Origin of the sequence: Stenotrophomonas sp. 2YAF26, assembly GCF_052114625.1 — a bacterium.
In the GTDB taxonomy this organism is placed as follows: Bacteria; Pseudomonadota; Gammaproteobacteria; order Xanthomonadales; family Xanthomonadaceae; genus Stenotrophomonas; species Stenotrophomonas indicatrix.
Window position 1 is genome coordinate 481,561 of sequence record NZ_JBFRFC010000001.1, and the last position, 21,855, is coordinate 503,415.

8 protein-coding genes are annotated in these 21,855 nt (G+C 68.4%); all 8 read right to left on the reverse strand.

Going from position 1 to position 21,855, the window contains the following annotated elements:
• Nucleotides 1-229: 229 nt before the first annotated feature.
• Nucleotides 230-12,619: a filamentous haemagglutinin family protein gene (locus AB4Y98_RS02165; protein WP_442243678.1), complete on the reverse strand. Its 12,390-nt coding sequence runs from the start codon at nucleotides 12,617-12,619 to the stop codon at nucleotides 230-232.
• 200 nt (nucleotides 12,620-12,819) lie between these two features.
• Nucleotides 12,820-14,010 (reverse strand): substrate-binding domain-containing protein, encoded by a 1,191-nt coding sequence (locus AB4Y98_RS02170; RefSeq protein ID WP_442243679.1) that lies wholly within the window; start codon nucleotides 14,008-14,010, stop codon nucleotides 12,820-12,822.
• Between the two features lie 227 nt (nucleotides 14,011-14,237).
• Nucleotides 14,238-15,437: a type II secretion system inner membrane protein GspF gene (gspF, locus tag AB4Y98_RS02175; RefSeq protein WP_442243680.1), complete on the reverse strand. Its 1,200-nt coding sequence runs from the start codon at nucleotides 15,435-15,437 to the stop codon at nucleotides 14,238-14,240.
• Between the two features lie 7 nt (nucleotides 15,438-15,444).
• On the reverse strand, nucleotides 15,445-16,887 hold the full coding sequence (gene gspE / locus AB4Y98_RS02180) for a type II secretion system ATPase GspE (protein ID WP_442243681.1): 1,443 nt from the start codon (nucleotides 16,885-16,887) through the stop codon (nucleotides 15,445-15,447).
• Entirely contained in the window at nucleotides 16,884-19,259 is a 2,376-nt protein-coding gene (gspD, locus tag AB4Y98_RS02185; protein ID WP_442243682.1) for a type II secretion system secretin GspD, read from the reverse strand. The genes gspE and gspD overlap by 4 nt, the downstream gene beginning before the upstream one ends.
• Nucleotides 19,256-19,783, reverse strand: coding sequence for a type II secretion system protein GspM (gene gspM, locus AB4Y98_RS02190; protein ID WP_442243683.1), 528 nt, complete (start codon nucleotides 19,781-19,783; stop codon nucleotides 19,256-19,258). Before gspM ends, gspD begins: the two co-directional genes overlap by 4 nt.
• Nucleotides 19,780-20,946, reverse strand: coding sequence for a type II secretion system protein GspL (gene gspL / locus AB4Y98_RS02195; RefSeq protein ID WP_442243684.1), 1,167 nt, complete (start codon nucleotides 20,944-20,946; stop codon nucleotides 19,780-19,782). Before gspL ends, gspM begins: the two co-directional genes overlap by 4 nt.
• Nucleotides 20,943-21,848, reverse strand: coding sequence for a type II secretion system minor pseudopilin GspK (gene gspK, locus AB4Y98_RS02200; protein WP_428704722.1), 906 nt, complete (start codon nucleotides 21,846-21,848; stop codon nucleotides 20,943-20,945). The genes gspL and gspK overlap by 4 nt, the downstream gene beginning before the upstream one ends.
• Nucleotides 21,849-21,855: the final 7 nt, after the last annotated feature.

The window sequence follows — 21,855 nt, forward strand, 5'->3', positions numbered from 1 at the left end:
GAGGCGTCCACGCGTGGCGTGGATCTACCGCCCTCCTGCCGCCGGGCGCTGTCCCGCGCCCGGCGGCGCCGTGTCGGTGGTCCTCACCGCTGATGGCTGTTCCCTGCCCTCGGTGCCGTCCTGGCTGGGGCCGCCACCGTTCCCTGGCAGCTGGCCCGATCCTCTGTTCTGCGCGTGGTGGGTGCGGTCCTTGGTCCGCACCGTTCCTCCATCCACGCATGGCATGGATCTACTGCACCTGCTGCTTGCCCGCGTCTGCCCGCGCCTGCGGGAACTGAAAGGCGCTGTCGACGTCGTAGCCGCTGGCGGCGGCCGTGTTTCCGCGTGCTGGCGGGTCGATGCTGCTGCTGGCACTGCCGAAGCCGAGAATCTGCACGCTGATCACCGACGGCTGGTTGCGCCGCGCATCGTCCTGGCTCTTGCGCATCACGTCCTGTGCGGCCTGGCTGGCGCTGTTGGCCGCAGCGCTTGCCGAAGCCAGCGCGTTGACGTTCACCGAGGCCAGCACCGGCAGGCCCTTGCTGTCGCCCTGCACCTGGATGTTGGCGGCGTTGAGCACCTGCAATGCCGCCAGGTTGATGTTGCCCGACACGCGGATACCGGCCTCGCCTGCATCGATGGTGCCCAACGGTGCGATCAGGTCGATATCGCCGGGTGCCACTTCGGCGATCGGGTTCAGCGTTGCAATGCCGGCGCCGCTGGCCGGTGCCTGCGGCGACAGGATCACGTTGCCCCAGGTGTCATAGACGCGACGCGGCGGGGTGTACAGCAGCGTGGTCTGCGAACCACGTCCGGCATTGATGTCGCCCTGCTCGGACCATGCCAGGATGTCGCCGCCAAAGGTGGTCATCACCCGCGACAGGCCCAGCAGCACGCTGTCCTGGCTGAACAGACGGATGTCACCCTGACCCTGGGTGACCAGGCCCGCACTTGCGGGAGGCACCACGCCCTGCACGCCCACCACGATCTGCCCGCCCGGGGCCATCAACTCGATGTTGCCGCCGGCCTCGGTGCGCACACCGGAACCGCCGTACATCACGATATCGCCAGCGCGGTTGATGGTTGCGCCATTCGCATCCTTGTCCGGCATCAGCGTGGAGATCGCTTCGCGACCGCGCAGGTAGGAACCGAAACGCGGCCCTTCCGCATGGGTGTACTCACGACCACCTTCGCGCAGCTCGGCGTAGTAGACCTGGCGCAGGAAGATGCGCTGCTGTTCCTTCGGCAACGCGTCGAACGCGGCCAGTGCATCCGAGCCTTCGCTGGAGGTACCGAAGCGCTGCTGCAGCCACTGCTTCAGTTCCTTGTCATAGATCTTCACCGCCTTGCCCGGCTGCGCCGCCAGCGACTGCGCTGGATCGGCGAGGTTGGCCGGGTCGAGATAGCGCGCGCGCAGTGCGGCGAAGTCGATCTGCTGGTTGCCGGCGGTCAGGCCGACACTCGCCCCCGAGCGGGCATCGCCCTGCACGATACCGCCCAGCGTCACGATGCTGCCCACGTCCTCCTGCCGCAGCTGACGACCCGCACTGACCTCCAGATTGCCGGGACCGGCCACCACGGCATCCAGGTGTACGACGTCGCGCCCTGCGTCCACCACCGAAACATCGGTGGCTGTGCTGTTCAGGGCGGTCAGCGAAACACCCAGGATGTCGCGCCCGGCGCGCATCTGCACCGCACCGGCCGCCTCGAACAGAGCAAACTGCGTGTGCTGGCTGCCGGAGCGATCCAAGGTACGCTGCGCACCCGATTGCAGGCCGATGATGTCGCCGCCCACGGCATAGAAGCGGCTGGGCGATAGTGCACCCGGCAGATTCGACAACGGTGTATTGGGACCGAACGCGAACAGCGGCAATGCCGCCTCCGGCGTCGCCGAATGGCCATCCACCGACAGATTGTGGTGCGGCCGGGTGAGGTTGCCGTTGCCATCGCCCACCTGGGCCATGAAGGCTGGATCGAACGGCCCCGGCATACGTGTATCCGCGGCCGAACGCGCCATCTGGGTGGCGCCCGGCTGGGCGAAGATGCCGCCGCCGGCCAGTACATCCAGGCGACCACTGGCCGAGGGTGCCAGCAGCAGTACGTCCTGGGTGTTATCCTGCATGCTCAGGCGGTCGAAGGTGATGTTGCCCTGTGCGGCAACCGCGCTGAACCGCGAAGGATAGAGCCAGTACTGCAGTAGATCGCGCCCGCCGGCTTGCAGCTGCACCTGCTCGGCGCCGAGGTTGCTGCCGTTGAGATTCAGGGGTCCGACCACGCCCGGCGAAAGATCGCCTCCAGCGCTGAAAAGGTCCACGGCGGTGGATGCGGTCCACAGCGAGAACCACGTGGTGCCGGCGGCGCGGCTGCCGTTGTCTTGGGTCACACCGCTGTAGTTCGCCACCGCTACCCGGCCAGCATCGCCAACACCACCCAGCACTACGTCACCGCGCGCCTGCAGCGATGCCGTGGCATCGCCCAGCACCAGCACCGGACCGCCCATCGCACGTGCACTGTCGGCGGCGAACAGATCGGCCGCACGCTGGCGACCGAGTGTGCCGTAGTTCTCCAGCGTCACGCCCATGCCACCGATGCGACCGGCCTCCAGCAGCAGGCTGCCCCGCAGGTTGGTGAAGGTGCCGTTGAGATCGAGGTCCTGCGCTGCCCTGGCGGTGTTGAGGCTGGAGAACGTGGCCGTCAGCTCCGGATTCAGCACACCCCCGGTGCGCAAGCGCAGATCGCCACCGCCGGTCAGGTACAGCTGGCCATCACTGACCCGTCCGGTGGAACCGACCGCGGCAACGATCGCACCCGAGTGCGGTGCGGTCATGAACCCCAGAGCATCGCCCATCGCCTCGCGCACACCGGCGTTGCGGCCGGCGTCAAGCGTGAGATTGCCGCCACCGAGCGTACCGAAGCCGGTGAAACCCACCATCCGCGGCGTGCTGCCTGCGGTGGCCGAGACGTTGGCGTAGGTGCCGAAGTTCACCCACCAGCTGGTCGGTACCGGCGTCACCCCGGTGGTGCTGCCGGTGCCTTGCCGCCAGAGCCAGTTGCCCACTGCGGCACTGCCATGCAGGGCCATGTCCCGGTCGGTGCTGCCCGACTCGGCGCGCGCGGTCCACACGTCGCCGACGATGTCTCGCCCGGCCTCCACGCGCAGGTTGCCACCATGGTCCGGATACCACGCCTGGTAGCTCGCCAGTGCAGCGTCGTAGCTGCCTGGCACCACGCCCTTGCCGAGCAGAGCGCTGTTCCAGGGCGCCGGCGCACGCGGCGAATTGAAGTCCGCATCACGACCGTTGCCGAGCGAGGTGGGTGTCCCTGCGGTGTAGACGCCGAATCCTGATTTCATCACCACGTCGCCGGCCGCCAGCAGTTCCAGATCTCCCTTGCCGGTGCGCAGCACGCTCCACGCGGGTGTGCCGGGGCGCTTGCCGTAGGTGGTCACCTCGGTCTGCGTGCCTCCGCCGAAGCAATAGGTGGGTGCCGATCCGCAGAACTCGTCTTCGGTCATGCCGAAGATCGCCGCGAAGTCCTTGGCCGACGTGCCGACGTAGGATTCATCGCCCCAGAAATCCAGCGAGCCCTGTGCGGCCACCTGCCGCGGCGCGGGGCCGCAGTAACCGTCTGCCAGCGCACAGAACTCCTCTTCGGTGTAACCGAAGATATCGGCCAGTTCGGCGATCGGGCGGCCGGCATAGGAGGTGTCCCCCATCCAGTCCAGCGAGGCCTGCTCGGTCAGCACGCGGTCGCCCACGAAAATGATCTCGGTCTTCACCGTGCCCACCGATCCCTGATGGGTATCGGCCAGCACCACGCTGCCGTCACTGCCCCAGCGACGCGTGCGCGGATCGGCAGCGTCGCTGTCCGCGCCGGCCACAGCGGTCAGGTCCCACGACGTCGTGCCTTCCGCCAGCATCGGCGCCAGCGCCCAGTTGCGGCCCTGGTTGCCATTGGCATCGGCAGGTCGCAGCTTCACCGGCGCATCGGCGGTCAGCTCCACCTTGGTCATGGAGGGAATGTATGCGCCCACTTTCAGGTCCACCGCCCGTGCCAGACGCAACGCGATCGGCAGCACAGCACCGGCGGGCCAATCCTGTGCAGCCATCTGCACGCTGCTGCGCAGACGGAAGCCGCCACCCAGGCGCGCGCCTGCCTCCAGCTGCAACGGCTGGTCAAGCAGGGTGCCGGCGGCGAAGGTCTGCCCATCACGGGTGGTCACCGCCGCACCGAGCACGGTGCCGGCAGGCAGTCGCAAGCTGTCGGCGAGTGTCATCGCTGCGGGCAGCACGGTACCGGCCGGCAGCACAGCCGATTCCACCGGTACCGCATAGTTCAGCGTGGCGCCCGCCGGGAATTCGGTACCCGGCTGCAGCTGTACGCCGTCCACCGGCACCACCAGGCCGCCACCGAACGGTGTGTTGGCGGCACCACTGCTGCGACCCTCGATCAGTTCCCAGCCGGCTTCATCCGGGTTGGCGGGCGGTGGCGCGAAGCCATCGTTGATGCTGCCATGGATGTTGAGGTTGCCTTCGGCCCGAAGCACCAGCGAGGCCGATTCGCCAAACCCGCGCCGCGCCGGGTCGAGACGGTCGGCATCGGGACCGTAGCGGTAGCCGGACAGGTCGATGTCACCGGAAACCGTCAGGTCGCCACCGGGGTTGTCCGCACTACGGCGCGCAACCACCTGCACGCCCGGACGTAGCCGGTGGCTGCCAAGCGCTGTGGTGCGCTGCTGCAGATCGGCATTGGCCAGCGCCCCGTCCATCCACGTGCGGTTATCCGGATCGACGATCTGGTCCAGCCACTGCTGGGTCACGACCTGCGCCCGGTTGCCGTGCACATCCACGCTGGAGGCCAGCGGTGCATCGTCATAGCGGCGCACGCCGTTGACCTGGATGTCGGCCGCACCGGTGATGCGCACACCGTCGGCAACGGCAATGGCCGCGTCATCGGTGCCGATCCGTGGCACATCGATTTTCAGCGTACCGCGCGCAACGCCATCGTTCTGCCCACGCTGGCTGCCCACGGCGACCCCGCTGCCGGCACGCAGGTCGATCGCGGCGCCAGCGCCGATGCTGACCTGGCCCGCCGCGCTGCCCAGTTCGACCGTCGCCCGGTTGGCGCTGTCGATGATCTTGCCGTAGCTGTCCACGCGCAGGCCGCTGCCATGCGCGTCGAGCGTGCCGTTCACCTGCAGCGCATCACGGGCGTACAGGCGGATGCTGCCGACCTGCTCGCCGCTGGCGTCGATGCGCCCGGCCACGGTCAGGCTACCCTTGTCCACGCTGATGTCGACCCGGCGCGCCTTCACCTCGTCGCCGATCTGCAGGTCACCCTCGCCGATCTGGAAGGTGCGCGCGCCGGTCACGCCGCCGCTGTTCAGCCGCTGGTTCAACCCTGCGAAATCCAGCAGCTGGCGTGCACGCACCACCAGTTCGCCCGCGTCGTAGGGCACCACGGTGCCACCAGCGTCGTAGCGGCCGCTGGCCGCGCCGTCCACACGTCCGGCCAGATCCGCGCGACCGGCCAGGGCATTGACCGTCAATCGTCCACCGCGGTTGTTGCGCGCCGACACATCGATGCGCGAGGCGGCATCGGTGGTCACCTCGCCACTGTCGCTGGACAGCAGCACATCGCCGCCCCAGCTGTATTTGTCCACGTCGAACAGGCTGACCTTACGACCCGCCAGATCCAGCGCCGCATGCGCACCCACGCCGATGCCCTGGCGTGCACTGGCCGACAGGCGGCCGGAGGCCAGCGCAATTGTGCTGTCCAGCAGGATGCGATCGGCGTCGATGCTGAGTTCGCTGCCCAGCGCATCACCACCGGCCTTGCCGTTGCCTCCATGCAGGGCGAAGCTGCCGCCGGTGCGCAGGGCCAGCTGCGCGCCGGGGTCGGCGGTCAGCAGGGGCGTGCTGATGGCCACGCTGCCGCCGCTGTACTGCCAGCCCTTGTCTGCCAGGTACTCGCCGCGCTGCTGGTACACATCCAGTGTTCCCTTCGCCGAGAACACCATCTGTTCCGAAGCCCCGAGGTTCAACGCGCTGAAGCCAAGTACCTGACGGTTGGCCGCGACCTCGGAGCTGGGCCTGCTGTACGGCGCACGCCCCAGCGTCAGGGTGCGCGTGACGATATCCAGCTGGCCCTCGCCCAAGCGATTCACCATCGGCTCTGACGGCGGCACGGCCACGTTGCTGCCCGTGGCCTGGGTGGCCGCCAGCGCACCATCCCACACCAGCGTATCCACCAGGATGCGCGCACGGTCGCTGGCGTTCCCATAGCCGTGGATCGCCTGCGCACCCAGCACCAGCGTGCGCAGGCTGCCAACGCCGGTGGCGCTGTCGCGCGCATCCAGGTCGACGCTGCCGAACACATTCACCGAATCGCGCGCCACCAGGCTCAGCGTGTCCAGCGCAGGTGCGCCGGTAGCCACGTTGCCACGCAACAGTTGCTGCAGCACCATCTGGTTCATGGTCATGCCGGCGGGCAGTGCACCCGCTGCTGCCGCCTGTGCGATGGCTTCGGCGCTGCCCAGGTTCAATGCAGCCATGCTGACGCCCAGCTGGCGCGTGCCGTAGCTGGCCGAATCGCGCAGTTGCAGGGTGCCGTCGGTGGCGACGGCGATGCTGCCGTCGGACACCAGGCGCGCTTGTCCCTCGCACGCGTCCTGGCAGCCGCCGATATCGATCGCCACCGGGCCGGCGGCAACGCCTGTGGAGCCGGTGATCAGGTTCAGGCGCTGGTTGGACACCGCCAGCAGGCCGCCCGTGACCTGGTAGGGCAGCGTGTCGACGGCGTCGCCACCAGCGCGTGCGTAGGGCAATGTGTCCACGGTCGCCCCGGCTTCGACCAGGATGCCACTGCCACCGGAGGCTGCTGCCACCAGGACTTCCGGCGCCTGCAGCGTGGCCCCGGAACGGATCGCCACGCTGCGGGCCTGGCCGGTCACTGCCACCTGCGACGCCGCCTGGTTGATCTGACCACCGATCACCATGCGCGCGGGCTGGAACGCATTGAGTGCCTGGTCGGTGAAGGTCACGCCGCGATCGCGCGCCTGCGCCACGCCGTCCGCACCGATGACCTCCAGCGTGCCGATGGCCGGGTTGGCCATCGAAGCAACCAGGGTGCCGCCCCGTCCCTTGTCGTTGGCGGCGGCAAACCGCGCGGTACCGGCGAAGTCGATCGCCGCCGCGCCCTGGCGTCCGGCGCCCTCGCCCAGCGCCAGGGTCAGGCCCAGCGCATCGATGGTCTGCCAGCCGCGCGATTCGCCGCGGCGGTCGGCCGTTGCCTGCACGAAGGCGTTGTAGCTGGTTTCGTTGTAACCCGAATGCCGCCGCACCACCGCCGCCGGTGTCAACAGCAGGTCGGTCAGAAGTGGCGATTCCACGCCGCCCAGATCGCCACGCTGGTGGCCGGACACACGCCAGGTGCCGGTGCCGGTCTGCAGCGGCCGGGAGATGCCGGACGCACCGGTCGCGCCAAGCTCGACACGGAACGCACCGGGCTGCAGGGCGAAGTTGGCCGGCAGCAGGGTGTAGGTGCCCGCTGGCAATCCGGGAACACCCGCCGGCACGGTGATCTGCTGACCGATGCCGGGCGCGGCGAAGCCGTCGGTGCTGGTGGGCGCGAACGCGCCCGTATAGCCGGGCACGATGGCATACACCGGGTTGCCCGAGGCACTGAACGCATAGCGGGGATTGGCATCGGCCAACGCGGTGCGCAGTACGTCCACCGAACCGCCCCGCCCGGAGATGAATGCTGCACCGGTCAGGTCGCCGCCACCGGACATGTCCAGCAGCGCGTCCGGGCTCACGTTCACTTGGTTGGCTTTCAGGGTGACGCCCATCGAGCTGATGCCACCAGCGGTCAAGGAATCCACGCTTCGGCTGCCGATCCGCCAGTTGACGCCATCGGCGGTACCGCCATAGGGCAGCGCCAGGCCGGCACCGCTGGTGGAGGTGATGCTGCCGGGCAGCAGTTCCACCCGTCCGCCGGCAGTACCGCCCACGGCCAGACCACCCAGTTGCAGTGTTCCCATCGGCGCCCACACCGCACCGCCCTGCTGCACGGTAGCGGCCACCAGTCGAAGCGAACCGAACGCCGATGCAGGGACACCCGATGCCGTGCCGTTGCCCTGGATGCGCAGCACCGCATCCGGGTTCGCCCAGTAGTCGACGGTGTCCACGGTCTGCGCCGATGCACCCGCCACCACCCGGCCCACGGCCCCGAACGTCGGATACAGGCGCGCCGCGGTCAGGTCGATCGAGCCCGGTGCCAGCAGCGAACTGACCGCCGCGTTGCTGGCGATGCTGGAAAGAAGACGCACATCGCTGCGGCTGTTCAACGAGAGATGGTCGAAACTGGGCAGCCAGGTGACATCGCGAAGATCGATGAGATCGCCGTTGACCGCCAGCGCATGATCGCCCGCAGTAGCTGACACCGCACCCTGGGTGAACTGCAGGCTCTCGCCCGACAGCTGCTTCCAGCGCGCCTGCGCAAGGCGCACATACGGCGCCGACAGCGATATCGCGCTGGGGGTGCTCGCGCCTGCCGCCACGCCCAGGCTGGACTGCCCCTGCCCATGGATGCGCAGGGACTCGGCCATGCGCAGGTCGACATTGCCGAGCGTGCGGATGTCGCCGAAGACCGACAGGTTGTCGAATCCGCCGGCCTGGATCTGCTGCACCGACAGTGCGGCGTGCCCATAGTCCAGCCGCGCTGGCAGCGACGTCTCGGCCGCAGTCTGCTGGCTGAGCGTGATCACCCGTTCGCGCAGCACCTCCTCGGTTGCTCCGCGTGCATGCACGCTGCCGCCGAAGGCGAGGCCCAGCGTGCCACCACGCGCCCCACTGCCACCGGCCGCCGCATCCATCGCCCCTTGCAGGTACAGCGCATTGGCCGAACGCAGCACTATCTGGCCCCCGTCGCTGTCGACCCGGGTACGGCCCTGGCCGTCGATGTCCAGCTCGGCCGAAGCGCCGCGTGCGTCCAGGCGCGCGCCCCGCTCGACCACGATGAAGGCTTCCGGCGGCCGGTTGTCGACGAAAGCCGACGTCTCCCAGTCGAGCGCGCCACCGATCTCGATGCGCCCACCCGTCCGCACCTGGCCGCGCAGGCGGCCAGCAGCATCGACCATCGACACCGAATCGGCGCTGGCGTCCAGTACCGCACCGTCATCGATCCGCCAGGTGCGCTCGCTGCGCTGGCCGGCGTACAGCGCCGTATCCGGGCGCACATCGTCGATGCTGATGCGGCCGCCTCGTGCCTGCAGCGTCCCCTCCACGTCGATGTTGCCCGCACCGAGCAGGGTGATCGCCTGGCCCGGATCGACGGCGACCCGCGCATCGCGGCCCACCCGAAGGTCGCCGCCCACGCTGTTGCGGTCCGAGCGCAGGGTGATGCTGGCCCCGCTGCGCTGCCGGATGCGCCCACTCTGCGGATCGGCGGCATACAACGGTGCCGACCACGGCTGCAGCGCGGAGGCACGATCCCGCGCCGTGCGTGCGTCTTCAGCCAGGCGCAGACCCGGCATGCGCGCGACCAGCTGGGTACCGTCGGCGACGTCCAGGCCCTGGTGCGCGTTGATGTCGTACTGCGCGAAACCACTGCCGAACAACGCGGTGTCAAGCTGCACCACCGTCACGTCCTGCTCCGCTGCGCCGACGACCGCCTTGCCTCCGGTACCCAACGCGAACGTGCCGCCGCCCTCGCCACGGCCGCTGAAATAGCTGCCTTCACCCAATCGCACGCGACCACTGCCGTCGGTAGCCACCTCGGCGGTGTTGGCCTGCAGGCTCACGCCTCCGCCCTTGCCGATGCGGCCCTTGCCCTGCATGTCCAGCGCAGCACCGGCGTCGACATCGACGGCCACCCGGCTGCCCACAGTGACGTCATGGCTGCTCTGCAGGCGCAGGCTGCCACCGTCGATCCATGCACGGCCACTGTCCTGCCCGGCACCGAACGACGCATTGCTCCAGCCACCGGCAAGATCGATGCGGGTACCGTCGGCGATGGCGACGCTGGCGCGGCCATCGCGCAGCAGCGCTGTCGGCCGCCCCAGCACGTCCAGCAGATTGCCCGCCTGCAGCTGGCCACCGACAATACGGATGTCACCGGCCACGTTCACCGTGCTGCCGATCAGGTTGAGTGCGCCGCCCGCCTGCAGCGCCAGCGGTGCATCGACCGCGACGCTGCCTGCGCTGGCGAGGTCCATGGAGCCCCACTGCTGCGCGTTGACCAGTCCGGCATCCAGCCAGACCGTATTGCGCCGCTCACTGACGATCGGCGACTGCAGCGACACACCCGCTGTCGCTGTCCCTGTCGTCGCGCCGCGCACATGCACGTCCGAATCGAACACGCCGTTGCGACCCTGGGCGTCATAGCGCCCCAGATACAGCCCCGCGTTGCGAGCCACCGCCGTCTGCGCCTGCGCATAGCCTTCCAGCGCAGCATCCGGCCGTCGCCCCTGCTGCGCGCCCTGGAAGGTGGTGGTCTCCACCTGGCCGTCCAGCACCGCAGTCGGCGCGGACACTACAAGGCGCCCGGCATCGCGGCCGACGGTGTAGCCGTTGTCAGTCCGCTGCGCAGCGAAAACGATGGGATTGCGGAACGCCTCGGTGACACCCCAGCGCTCCTGCTTCACCTCGTAGCCCTTGTACAGACCATCGAACAGCATCTCCGCCGGCGCGTCGTCCAGCCGGTATACCTGCCCATCGATGCCGCGCAACCAGCTCTGCTGTATCGCCCCGCTCTGCACATCCAGACTGCCGCCTGCCAGATTGATCCGCGAGCCCGCGGCCGCGACCACCTCGCTGCCGCCCAGCAACACGGTGCCGCCCTGCGCAGCCCATTCGCTGATGGAGTGGCCCTGGTTGTCCAGATAGCCGCCCACCTCCAGCAGGCCCCCGGCGGCATACCAGCGATCGCCTTCGTGGCCGCCGGTGCCCGCCGGCACGTGGATCAGCTGCCGGCGGTCGATCCATACTTCGCTGCTGGTCAGCTTGCCGCTGTCGCGGTTGTCGGGCGAATCGCGCAGTTCATTGCCCTGCACCTTGACCTGTACGTTGTTGCTTTCCATAGCCACATGCACACCTACCGCGCCGGAGACATCCACACGCGCGCCGTTGTCCAGCTGGCTGCGGCGACCGGCATCGGCGATCACCTGGCCGCCGGTAGCCACCGTCAGCGAGTTGCCCTGGAAATGGATGTCGCCCCCGGAAACGATCTCCACCCGCGACTGGTCGCGCCGATCGCTGTGCAGGGACAGATTGTCGAAGGTCGTCGTCCGCGACGCTGCACGAAGCGCATCCTGTTCGGCCGACTCCTTCAGCAGTGCATCGCGCTGGGTATCCAGTGCGCTGGCCTTGCCATCGTCTTCGATCAGCACCGCTGTGGTCGAGCCTTCGGCCAAGGTGACCTTGGCCCGGGTGTCACTGGCCGAGGCCAGCAGGTGCACGGTGCCGCGTTGGCCCAGCGTGGTGCTGGCCACGGCCACACCTGCCTGCTCGACGCTGCGTCCGGCCAGGGTGATGTCGCCCTCGCGGGCCAGCAGCAGGCCAGTATTGCGGACGCTGCCGGCGCTACTGTCGTTGACCAGGCGCGGCGCGATTTCGTTGCCGCGTGTGGTCGAAGCGGTATTGGCCGCAGTACCCACGCCACGGCGGATCACGAAGCTGTCGCCGGCCGCCAGCTGGACCTGGCCCTTGCGCGTCTCGATCTGGCCAGCGTTCTCCACACTGTGGCCGGCCAGCAACACATAGCCGCCGCCACGCGTTGCGCTGGTTGGTTCATGCGTGGTGATGCGCGCGCCACGTTCAACCATGACCTTGCCCACTGCATCGGTGAGGGCCGAGGTGCTCGTGTCGGCGCTGTACAGGCCGTTGTCACGGAACTGCGCGTCGCTGATGCGTGCAGCAGCAGCAACCAGGTTGCGGACGTTGACCTGGCTGTTGTTGCCGAACACCACGCCGTTGCGGTTGGCAACGAACACCGTGCCGTTGGCCTTCAGCTGGCCCAGGATCTGGCTGGGCCGCGCGTTGGGGTCGTTGACCCGGTTCAACACCGCCCAGTCGGGGTTCTGCAGGAAGTTCAGGGTGGTGTTGCCACCGATGTTGAAGGTTTCCCAGTTCAGGATCGCCTGGTCCGCAGTCTGCTCGATGCTGACCTGTACGCGGCCATCGCTGCCCTGCGACTGGATCGCCTCGCGCGCATTCACCCAGCCGCGCGTCAGGGGGTTCTCATCGACCTTCAGTCCATCCTTGCCCAATCCATCGGCCACCACGAAGCCGGCCTCGCGACGCGCCTGCCGGGCCTGTTCCTGCATGCGTTGCTGCAGGGCGATCGCCTGCGCCGCGGTGCCCAGGTTGTCGATCGACTGCTGCAGCTTCTGCCGCGCGGCGTCCTGCTGCTGCGCGGGCAACTGGAACTGGATGGGCACGCCATTGGGCATGCGCCCGCTCTGTGCGGCCGCACCCTGCGCCGCGCCGCGGTCGGCGAACCAGCCCGGGCTGAATGCCTGTTGCGCATGGCTGGCGGGGGCAGCCAGGGTTCCCAATGCCACCGCGATGGCCCAGGCCATCGGGTGGTTGCGGCGCATCGGCGCGGCCGAATGAACAGCGGACGTGTGCGGGAGCGACATCGGAACCTCATCAACCTGGTGGGCCGCAGCTGCGGCAGCGATCGGGAGGCACGCGCAACGCATGCCCTGCCACTGATAGACGGTTCACGTGACATGAAGCCGACAGCAATGCGCTGCACCGGCCCGCACCGTCGCCGAAAAGGAGACGCCGGCCCAAGGGGCCGGCGTCGGTCAACACAGATTGCAACCAACGGGCGCGATTACAGCGGACGGCCGATGCCAGCGCAGGTGCTCGGGTTGTTCAGGCCAGCGGCGTTGCCGGCGAGCACGAAGCGGTTGCGGATCGCATCGCGCCAAGCCTTGGTCAGCGGGATGAAACCGTGGTCAGTGATCGCCTTGGCATGGGCCACCAGCGCCGGGGTGGCGGTGTAGTCAGTGGCGTAGTGGCGCATCAGGAAGCCACGCAGGCTGTTGGCGACGGTCGAATCCTTGTAGCACTGGCCGATGACCAGGTTGGTGTAGCCGGCGATCGGATAGCCAGCCGACGGATTGCCGAACACCGGCACCCAGTTGGCCGGGTTCTCGGCAGCGGTGCCGGTCGGCGGCGCGACGGTTTCCAGGGTGGCCTGCACGCTCACCTGGTCCGGCGAGAAGCCCTTGACCTTTGCAACCTTGGTGGCATCGGTCAGGCTCGGGATCACGTCCGGACCCACATAGCCGATGCGACCGGCCTGCGCGTACACGGCGTTGTACAGCGAGGTGCCACCGGTGGCCGGCGCGGCCACAAGGAAAGCCGGCAGGTTGTTGTTGGCATCACGCTTGTACAGATCGGCAAAGGTCGACTTGATGGCGAACTTGCCATCGACCAGGTTCGAAGTGGCAGCCACTTCCGGCGCACAGGCGGCGGTCAGGAAGCGGGTGAACATTTCGCTGGTGCCGCTGCTTTCCGGACGGTAGACCACCTGGATCGGGCCACTGCGGTTGGCATCGATGGTCGACCAGTCAGTGATCGCACCGGAGAACACGCCACAGATCTGTGCCACGCTCAGGTCAACCGCCGAACCGGCCTTGTTGAACGGAATGGTCACCGAGGTAGCCACCGACGGCACCTGGATCAGGTTGCCATAGCGGTTGGCATTGCTGGCCTGGTTGTAGGTGGTGGTGTAGGTGCTCAGTTCGGTCGAGCTCAACACCGAGTCGCTGCCGGCAAAGTGCACGGTGCCGGTGGTCGAGAACAGCTGCGAATCATTCTGCAGGAAGGCCTTCTTGCCGGTGCCCGAACCGGTCACGGCGTAGCTGAAGTTGCTCGGCAGGATGCTGTCGGCCTGACCCTTGTAGAGGTCGGCCGGCAACGAAGCGCCGCCACCGGTAACGGTCTGCGCCGACGCGGCACCGGCAGTGGCGAGCAGCGCGGTAGCAACCAGCGCGGCCAGGGTCTTGTACTTGTTCATGATCTTCTCCTGAAGGGTTTACTGCGAAGGTGAAACACCAAGGGAGGAACGGTCACTACACGCCTGCTGCCGCCGAGGGCCTCCCAGCCCACTCTGCGGCGACAGGGACATGCTGGTCGTCGCCGATGACAGGCCGCTTAAGAAACCTGTGGAAGATCGGAAAAAGGTGTGGAGGATTGTGTGGAGAAACCGGGTTTCAGTAGATCCACGCCATGCGTGGATGCACGTCACTGCACCAGCTGGTTCATTTCCATGATCGGCATCAGCACGGCCAGCACGATGGTCAGCACCACGCCCCCCATCACCAGGATCATCGTGGGCTCCAGCAATGCAGTGAGTGCCATCGCGCGGCGTTCGATCTCGCGCGAGATGGTCTGTGCAGCGCGGTCGAGCAACGGCGCCAATGAACCGGTCTTCTCGCCACTGGCCACCAGATGCACCAGGATCGGCGGATACACTTTCTGCACCTTCAGCGCAGCGCCAAGCGAAGTACCTTCGCGCACGCGTGCGGCCACATCAGCGGCACAGCGCGCCAGCAGCGCATTGCCCAGTGTCTGCCGTGCGGCGTCCAGTGCGCGCAGCAAGGGCACACCGGCATCAAGCAGGATCGCCAGTGTCGATGCGAAGCGTGCGCTGTTCACGCCCAGCACGAAGCGACCCACCATCGGTACGCGCAGCAGCAGGGTGTCCCAGCGCAGGCGAAGATTCGGCCGCCGCAGGGCCAGCCGCCAGCCCACCACGAGTGCGCCGACGCCTATCCCCGTCCATACGCCCCACGCGCGTACGAAAGCACTGGCCGCCAGCATCACCTGGGTCAGCATCGGCAGCGTCTGCCGCGCCTGCACGAATGCAGTCACCACCTGGGGCACCACGTAGCTGAGCAGGAAGATCACGATCGCCACTGATACCAGGCTGATCGCTGCCGGGTAGATGAACGCCGTCAGCACCTTCGCCTGCAGCGCGTTGCGCTCTTCGATGTAGTCGGCCAGGCGCTCCATCACCCGTGCCAGATCGCCGGAATCCTCACCGGCGCCCACCAGGGCACGATAGATCCCAGGGAAATCGCGCGGCCGCGCCGACAGCGCCACGGTCAGCCGCTGACCGGCGCGCACGTCGGCACGCACTGCGGTGAGCGCCTGCGCAACGTGCGGGCGTTCGGCCTGCTCGATCACCGCGCTCAGCGCGCTTTCCAGCGGCAGGCTGGCGGCCAGCAGACTGGCCAGTTGCCGTGTGGCCCAGGCCAGTTCGCTGGCCGACAGCCTGCGCGTGCCCCAGCCACTGCCGGCATTGCGTGCGGCTGATACCTGTACCGGTGTCAGCCCACGCCCGCGCAGTTGCTGGCGCACGCCGCGCGCGCTGTCCGCGTCCAGCTGCCCCTTCTCGATGCGCCCCTGTGCGTTGGCGGCCTGGTAGTCGAACAGTGCCATGCGCGCCTCAATCGTCGCCGGTCACGCGCAGGATCTCCTCCAGCGTGGTCACCCCGCTGTCGACCCAGCGCTGCCCGTCCTGGCGCAGGGTGCGCATGCCGGCGCGCCGCGCGGCCTCGCGCAGCGCGGGTTCGCCCTGCCCTTCATGGATCAGTGCCCGCACGCGCTCATCCACCACGAACAGTTCGTGGATACCGGTGCGCCCGCGGTAGCCGCTGTTCGCACAGGCGGGGCAGCCTACGGCCCGCCACACGGTGCGGCCCTCGGCATCCACTTCGGCACACCGGCACTGCAGGCACAGCCTGCGCACCAGCCGCTGCGCCAGCACGCCACGCAACGATGAGGCCAGCAGGAAAGGTTCCACGCCCATGTCCGCCAGTCGGGTCACCGCCGAAATCGCATCATTGGTATGCAGCGATGCCAGCACGCCGTGGCCGGTCAGCGACGACTGCACCGCGATCTGCGCCGTTTCCAGGTCACGGATCTCACCGATCATGATGGTGTCCGGATCCTGGCGCAGGATCGCGCGCAACGCCGTGCCGAAACTCATGCCGATGCGCGCGTTGACCTGGATCTGGCCGATGCCGGCGAAGTCGTACTCCACCGGGTCTTCCACCGTGAGGATGTTGCTGGTGCTGCTGTCGAGCTGCCCCAGTGCCGCATACAGCGATGTGGTCTTGCCGCTGCCGGTCGGCCCGGTCACCAGCACGATGCCATGCGGCTGGCGGATCAATCCGGTGAAGGTGGCCAGCGTATCGTCGGCCATGCCGAGGCGTTGCAGCTGCAACCGCCCGGCATCCTTTTCCAGCAGGCGCAGCACCGCCCGTTCGCCGTGCCCGGTGGGCACGGTGGAGACGCGGATATCCAGCGGCCGGCCCCCCACGCGGATCGCAATGCGCCCATCCTGCGGCAGGCGCTTCTCGGCGATATCCAGGTGGGCCATGATCTTGATGCGCGAGACCAGCGCCGCGTGCAACGCACGTCGTGGCTGCACCATGTCACGCAGGGTGCCATCGACGCGGTAGCGCACCACCGAATGGGTTTCGAAAGGTTCGATGTGCAGATCGCTTGCACCGTCACGCGCGGCCTGTGCCAGCAGGGCGTTGATCATGCGGATCACCGGCGCGTCGTCCTGTGCATCCAGCAGATCGGTCACCTCGGGCATGTCCTGCATCAGCCGGTCAAGATCGACTTCACTTTCGGCCGCGCCCACCACCGCAGCGGCATCGCCACCGTCACGATACTGCTCGCCCAACCGCTGCTGCCAGGCCGCCGCATCCAGCACGTGGAACGGCAGCGGCCCGTGCCGGCGGCGCAGCTCGGCCACCGCCCAGGCGGCGGTCTCGGCAGTTCCCAGCAGGACCGGCGCGCCGCCTGCTTCGGCCAGCATCACGCCGTGGCTGCGCACCCAGGCATACGGCAGCGCTGGCGGCGGCGTGGCCATGCTCATGGGCCGATGACCAGTTCCGGGGTGTAGCCCAGCCCGCGCAGCTGCTGCAGCGCCGGGTCGAGCGTGGCCGGGTCGCGTGCCACCCGCACCCGCAGTCGCTGTCCGGTTTCGCCCGGCGTGGTTTCGGCATAGGCCTGCAGGCCAAGCGCGCGCACCTGTGCCACGGCCTGCGTGGCACGCGCTGCATCCAGCCCCTGCGCGAACTGCACCACCTGCACAGTGCCCTCGCTGGCCGGATACAACGCCGCAAGGCTGCCGTTCTGCGGCGGCTGGCCCTGGCCATCGCGTGCATTGCCCTGGCCCAGCACCGACAGGTCCTGCGGTGGCAGCTGCGGCGCCGACAGCGCCGGCAATGCCCAGCTCTGCACCGGCTGCGCGCCTGCCTGTGCATTGCGCATGTAGTCGTAGCGGTCGCGGGTCAGGCGCTGGCCGGCAGCCGGGTCACGCACCACGTGCGGGCGCAGGAACACCATCAGGTTGGTCTTGGCCCGCTTGCGCGTATCGCTGCGGAACAGCGCGCCCAGCACCGGGATCTTCCCCAGCCCCGGCACGGCATCGCGGCCATGGCTGACGCTGTCTTCCAGCAGGCCGCCCAGCACCATGATCTGGCCGTCATCAAGCAGCACGCTGGTGTCCAGCGCCCGCTTGTTGGTGATGATGCCGGCGCTGCCCGTGCTCTGCGCATCGATGCTGCTGACTTCCTGGTAGATGTCCAGCTTCACCGTGCCGCCCTCGGAAATCTGCGGGCGCACCCGCAGCTTCAGGCCCACGTCCTCGCGTTCGATGGTCTGGAACGGGTTGTTGCTGCCACCACCACCATCGGTCACATAGCGGCCACTGACGAAGGGCACGGTCTGCCCGACCATGATGCTGGCCGCCTCGTTGTCCAGCGTCATCAGGTTCGGCGTGGAGAGGATGTTGGCGCCGCCTTTGCTCTGCAGTGCGTTGGCCAGTGCCTTCATGTTGAGGATCTGGCCCACGCCCGGCAGGTTGATCGTGCCGTCGATCACGCCGATGTTCAGCCCGTCCTTCGGCAGCACGTCGAGCGTGGTGCGCGCGGTGGTGTTCAGCCCACTACCACCGGTGGTGCCGCCGAAATGGGTGCCACCGAAGGTGCGGCCGTTGCCCAGCATCCATTGCACGCCCAGCTCGGCGGCGTCGGTCTGGTTGACCTCCACGATCAGGCTCTCCACCAGCACCTGCGCCCGACGCTGGTCCAGCTGGTCGATCACCCGCCGCAGGTTGCGGTACACCGGCTCCGGGGCAGAGATCAGCAAGGTGTTGGTGGCGATGTCGGCCTGCACCGAAATGCCGTTCTGGCTGAAGCCGGTGCTGCCGGCATCGGTCGGTTCGCGACGGCCGGGATCAAGCCGCGGCGATTCCAGCGCATTCCCTTTGTTCTTGCCCTGTGCAGGCTGCGCCGGCGGGCTGGCATTGCGGCTGGTCTCGCCCGGCAATGCAGTGATGCCGGCGCTGCTGCCCATTGCCGGCGCATCGCTCTGCCCTGCCACCACGCCACGCAGCACCCCGGCCAGCTGAGTGGCCTGCGCATTGCGCAGGTACACCACATGCAGGTTGCCGGACTCATCCTGGGCCTTGTCCAGCTTCTCCACCAGCTGCCGCGCCAGGCGCGTGCGGCCCGGGCTGCTGGAACGCAGCAGCACGCTGTTGCTGCGCGGGTCGGCCATCACCACCACCTTCTGCGCCGGCTCCGCGCCCTGCGCATCCAGCAGCGGTGCCACCATCGCCGCCACGTCCACGGCAATGCCCTGCTGCAGCTTCACCACGTCGGTGTCCATGCCGGCCGGTGTATCCACGCTGGCGATGACCCGCGCGATGCGCTCCAGGTTGTCGGCGTAGTCGGTGATGACCAGCGTGTTGTTGCCGGGGTTCGCGGTGATCGGATTGTCCGCGGTGATCATCGGCCGCAGCACCGCCACCAGCGCCGCGGCACTCTCGTAGCGCAGGGAAAACGTGCGCGTGGCTATTTCGCCGCCCGCGCCACCGGCACCAACGCGGCCGCCCAGCAGCTTGGCATCGGCCTGCGGCACCACCCGGCTGACGCCCCCGCTTTCAACCACGGCAAAACCGCGCATGCGCAATGCACCCAGCAGCAGCTGGTAAGCCTGCACGCGGCTGACCGGCCCATCGGAGACCACGGTCATCTTGCCGCTCACCCGGGGGTCGACCAGGAACTGGCGGCCGGTGAAGCGTGCCGCCATGCGCAGCACCCCACCGATATCGGTGTCCACCAGGTTCAGCTGCACCGGTTCGCCATTGGCGTCCTGCGCCTGCGCCGGCGCCGGAAGATGGGCCAGGCCCACCACCAGTGCCAATGCCGCGCTGCAGCCCAGGCTGCGCATCGCCTTCATGGATGGCCACCGCCCTGGGCGGCCATCACGATGTTTCCGGAAATCCGTGCCGCCGGCATGTTCGCGTCCCCTGTCCGTTGCAGTTGCAGTTGCTGCAGTTCGATGGCCGGGTCGGCCAGCAGAGGCAGCAGCCAGTTCCAGAGCGCATCGGCGGGCACACTGCGTACCTGCAGGTGCCAGCGCCCGTCGCGCGTTTCGATATGCAGGCCGCCCGCCAGGCCGGCAGCGGTGATCTGTTGGCGCAGGCCTGCAAGTGTCGGCCGCCGGCCTTGCGCCTGCTGCTGTTGTTCACGGGCGCGCAGCAGCGGTGCAAGTGCTGCCGCCTGCGCCTGCAGCCGTGGAAGCTCAGCCTGCCAATGGCTGCGCTGTTTCAGCAGCGGCTGCAGCCAGCCCAGCCACAGTGCGGCCGCCGCTATCGCTGCAGACATCAACAGCAGCATCGCGCGCTCGCGCGCCGCCAGCCGCTGCCAACGCTGCGACAGTCCGCGCACGAAGCCCGCCGGCCGTAGTTCCGCTGTGGTCACGGAGCAGTCCCGCTGCTGATCCGCAAGCGGCCACCGGCTTCGTGCGCAAGCTGCAACCCCTGTGCCTGCATCGCCTGCTGCCAGCGCTCCAGCCGTTGCGCGTCCTCGGCCAAGGCCTGCGCGTCGGCATCAAGCTCCATCTCCAGCTGGCCCGGCTGATAACGCAGGCTGCGGACCTGGCCAGCCAACTCGGGGATGGCCTGCAGCACGCTGGCAACCTGCTGCTGCACGGCGGGAAGTGCCCGTGGCACTGCCGGCACCGCCAGTGCCCGCCGCGCCTGCACCACCGGATCGACCACATCGTCGATCTCGGGGAAGTGCGTGCTGAACTGCCGCGCCATGTCATGCTGCAGGGCTTCACCCTCGCTGTGCCAGCGCGACACCTGCAGTTGCAGGCCCAGCGCAGCCAGCACTGCCGCCGCCAGCGCAAGACCGATGGCCACGCGTGGCGCACCCGCACGCGAGGCCGGCAACGGCAGTGACCAGCCAGGCAGCGGACCGCTGCACTGCACCGCCTGCGTCAGCACGCTCGCCGGCAGACGCTCGGCCCAAGCGGGCGGCACGGCATCGATCCACTGCACTGCCTGCACCCCGGCCTGCTGCAAGCGCACGGCCAGCACCTGCATCACCGAGGCCAGGTCACGCCCACCGCACCACTGCACGAAGCCACGATCACGGCCACAGCGGACCAGCACCTGCTCACCACACAGCTGCAGGGTGGCCTGCCCGACCGCCCACGGCAGCAGCAAGGGCGTCGGGTGCAACGCCTGCAACTGCAGCCCGCACTCCTGCAACTGCTGCTGTACGCGCGCAATCGCCTGCAGGCCAAGCCACGCCACCGCCACCGTGCCATCGGCCGCCTGGGTGCCATGGCTCAGCGCCACCTCCTGCAGATCATCCAGCAGCATCGCTTCCACTTCACCCTGCAGGGCCGCCTGCAGGCGTCGCCCGGGCAGCGGCGGCAGCTGCAGCTCAAGCAGGATCAGGTCCTGCGGATCAAGGCTCGCATGCACCCTCGCCTGCGGAAAGCGCTGGCCCAGCGTCGACAGAGGGTCGCTGCCCGCGGCCAGCACGCGGTCCTTGTGCAGCTGCGCCCACTCAACCGCGCTGTCCCCATCCAATCGTTCCAGCGCCGGCAGGCGCACTCTCAGCTGCAGGCTCATGCACCGATCCTTGTCCATACCCGTTGCACACGCACGCTGTCGTCACGGTACTCGCGCCAGATCAATGCGCGGAAATCCACGGATGCGCCGTCTGCCTGTACCTGCCCTACCGCCAGGAACCACTCGCTGTGGATACCCAGCGGCATCAGCGCCATCTGTTCGTTGCTCAGCTGCAGCCGGTTGGCGATGTCACCGCGGTTGAGCAGCCAGTGGCCACGATCGCGCTCGCCCAGCAGCGCCTGCAGGCGCCCGGCATCCACCCCCGGTGCAACCGCCTGCAGTACGGCGATGTCACCTGTATTGGCGTTGACCAGGGTCTGCGCTGGCAGCACCACCGTACGCCGCGCCAGTGCCTGTATCGCCACCGGATCGGCGCCTGCCAGCACCTGCTCGATCAGCGACTCACGCGGCAACGGTGCACGCGCCTGCCGATCGCCATCGCGCAGGCGCGACTGGACCTGCGTTGCGGCGCTGGCACAGGCCGCGCGGGGCAGCCCCTGCCCCACACACAGCGAAGTGAACGCACGCAGTGCCTCTGCGGCAGGTTGGCCGTCAGCCAGCAGCGTGCGCAGGTTGAACCTCGACTGCGCGTCCACCAGCTGCAGGTGCACCGGCAGTGGCGCCTGCAGCTGCAGTGGCCGTGCCCAGCGCCCGTTGCCGACGGTGGTCAACTGCTCGCGTGCGTCGTCACGCAACTGCTGCGCCGCGCGCTCCAGCGTTGCATCTACCGCCATGCGCACCTGCATGCGCAGCTGATCGCTGCGTACCGCACGCAACTGTGCTGCCTGACGGGTCAGCAGTGCAGTGGCGATCACCGCCACCAGTGCCACCACCAGCATCGCCACGATCACCGCCATGCCCTGCTGGCGGGCAAACGTACCTGGATTTTTCCGGCGTGCCATTGTTCGG

Bases quoted from the DNA above. Each gene is read 5' to 3' on its own strand.
- AB4Y98_RS02165 (WP_442243678.1), bottom strand. From the start codon at position 12,619: ATGTCGCTCCCGCACACGTCCGCTGTTCATTCGGCCGCGCCGATGCGC.
- AB4Y98_RS02170 (WP_442243679.1), bottom strand. From the start codon at position 14,010: ATGAACAAGTACAAGACCCTGGCCGCGCTGGTTGCTACCGCGCTGCTC.
- gspF (WP_442243680.1), bottom strand. From the start codon at position 15,437: ATGGCACTGTTCGACTACCAGGCCGCCAACGCACAGGGGCGCATCGAG.
- gspE (WP_442243681.1), bottom strand. From the start codon at position 16,887: ATGAGCATGGCCACGCCGCCGCCAGCGCTGCCGTATGCCTGGGTGCGC.
- gspD (WP_442243682.1), bottom strand. From the start codon at position 19,259: ATGAAGGCGATGCGCAGCCTGGGCTGCAGCGCGGCATTGGCACTGGTG.
- gspL (WP_442243684.1), bottom strand. From the start codon at position 20,946: ATGAGCCTGCAGCTGAGAGTGCGCCTGCCGGCGCTGGAACGATTGGAT.
- gspK (WP_428704722.1), bottom strand. From the start codon at position 21,848: ATGGCACGCCGGAAAAATCCAGGTACGTTTGCCCGCCAGCAGGGCATG.